We start from the raw sequence: 1,541 nt of genomic DNA, 5'->3' as shown, positions 1-1,541 counted from the left end.
GTACTCGAGGTGGTCGGCGTCCCAGGGGGACATCGCCGAGCCCCAGTGCATGCTGTCCTGGAACCAGAACTGGTTCTCGTCGTGCTCCCGCCGGCCGTCGCTGAACAGCACCGAGTACTTGTACAGCTCCTCCCACCCCTGTGCCCCCTCAGCCCTGATCCGTGGGTGGTCGGCTGAGGTGGTGGGGTCGGTTCCATAGAAAGTGCCCTCTGGCCAGGGACAATGCGGGTGTCTAAGACCGCTGGATCCCGAGCCGGAGGGCACTCGTTCGGTGAAAGCATCGCACAATCTCGCACCCGTCGCGATGACGTTCGACGATGACACGCTGCTGCCCAACGGCGGTCTGGCGGTCGCGGCGCTGCTTGCGCAGCGACTCGGGGTCGCCGACCTGGTCGATGAGCACGTCACCGTGGTGGGTGAGGCGGGCGCCAACAGCGGCGCCAAGGCCGCCACCGTGATCGGCACGGCGTTGGCCGGCGGCGACTGCATCGACGACACCCGGGTGTTGCAGGCCGGCGCGACGAGGCGGTTGTTCGATGGCGTGCGGGCGGCGTCGACGGTGGGGATCTGGCTGCGCGCGTTCGTGTGGGCGAGTGTCCGTCAGCTCGACCGCGTCACCCGCGAGCTGCTGCGCCGCGCCTGGCAGGCCGGGCTCGGCCCGGACCTGGACGCCGACCTGACCATCGATATCGACTCCACGGTCTGTGAGACCTACGGGCTGGCCAAGCAGGGCGGTCAGGCGTTCGCCTACACCGGGGTGCGCGGCTACCACCCGCTGCTGGCGTCGCTGGCGCAGACCGGGGAGCTGTTGCACGCCCGGCTGCGTGGCGGGTCGGCCAACACCGGCCGCGGCGCCGCGAGCTTCGTCGCCGAGACGATCTCCCGGGTGCGCCATGCCGGCGCCACCGGGCAGTTGACGCTACGCGCAGACAGCGGGTTCTACACCGGCGCGGTGATCTCGACCTGCCGCCGCCACGATGTCCGCTACAGCATCACCGCGCGCAAGAACCGGTCCATCCAGCGCGCGATCGACCAGATTCCCGAGCATGACTGGGTGCCGATCCCGTACTGGCTGGACGGCGGCGCCGACGTCGCCGAGACCACCTACACCGCGTTCGCCGGCACCCGCCACGAGACCACCGCCCGACTCATCGTCCGCCGCGTCCGCCCCACCCCCGGCAGCCAGCTGGCGATGGACGTCGTGTTCTCCTATCACGCGGTCCTGACCGACCGCGACGGCCCGCTGCTCGAAGTGGAGGCCGACCACCGTCAGCACGCGATCGTGGAGCACACCATCTGCGACCTCAAACACTACGCCGGGCTGGCGCACCTGCCGTCGGGACGGTTCGCCGCCAACGCCGCGTGGCTGTCGCTCGTCGGCGTCGCCTACAACCTCGCACGCTGGACCGCCCAGGCGGCTGGCCTCGGGCGGGTCACCACCAAGACCCTGCGGTTGACCGTCATCGCCGTGCCCGCCCGGCTCGTCACCAGCGGACGACGAACCAGGCTGCGGCTGCCGACCGGGTGGCCGTGGGCCGACC

The 1,541-nt window shown here is 70.7% G+C and carries 1 protein-coding gene; it reads left to right on the top strand.

The features are described 5' to 3' along the window. Positions 1-304: 304 nt before the first annotated feature. A partial coding sequence (locus VK923_18435; protein ID HSJ46661.1) for an IS1380 family transposase occupies positions 305-1,541 on the top strand: 1,237 nt, incomplete at its 3' end.

Source organism: Euzebyales bacterium (assembly GCA_035461305.1).
Classification (GTDB): Bacteria; Actinomycetota; Nitriliruptoria; order Euzebyales; family JAHELV01; genus JAHELV01.
The sequence above is the reverse complement of the archived record's forward strand: the minus strand, read 5'-3'. Positions and strand labels throughout refer to the sequence as shown.